The organism is Variovorax sp. P2_H12 (assembly GCF_056403395.1).
This window is the reverse complement of sequence record NZ_JBFUFO010000150.1, coordinates 1-530: the sequence shown is the minus strand read 5'-3', so window position 1 is coordinate 530 and position 530 is coordinate 1. Positions and strand designations below refer to the sequence as shown.

The window sequence follows — 530 nt, the reverse complement described above, 5'->3', positions numbered from 1 at the left end:
GGGCGGACCGCAGGCGCTCCTCGCCGGTGGGCGGCCCCGGGTGCAGCACGTACACGCCGGGCAACGGCTGCTGCCACGGACCACCGGCCCGGCACTGCGCGGCAGCCCGCGCGGGGGACACGCCGAGTGTCTTCAACTGCTCGACGGACAGCACACGTTGCCGTTCGCCGACGGGGAGGCGGAAGTGACAGGGGGAGAGAGGGGTGTTCTGGGTCATGCTCCGGGGTATGCCGCAGGCCGCGGTGCGGCTAACCCCTGTTACACGCCCGTCGACAATTCCGGACAACGCCGTCCTAAAGTACGGACGTTCGACTACCGAAAAGGGCGATCCCGTCGGGGATTGTGCGTCCCGTCAGCCCAGGCGGGCCACTCCGGTCCGCCTCGGCTGCTGCCGGCCCCGGCCCCGGACGGGCCGAAAATCAAGCCCGTCCGGGGATTGAGGGCAACGCTGCCTTGCTCGCCCCGGGGCGCCCCGTCAGAGACCGGCCCCCGCCCCCGCGTCACACGCCTGCGCCCGCAGCGCCCGTGCC

General features: G+C 72.8%; 1 protein-coding gene. It reads right to left on the bottom strand.

All coding sequences use genetic code 11. The annotated features are described in order from the left end of the window. Positions 1–217, bottom strand: a 217-nt coding sequence (locus tag AC1DYK_RS35595) for a hypothetical protein (protein ID WP_478170550.1), incomplete at its 3' end; no start/stop codon positions are given. Positions 218–530 lie beyond the last annotated feature (313 nt).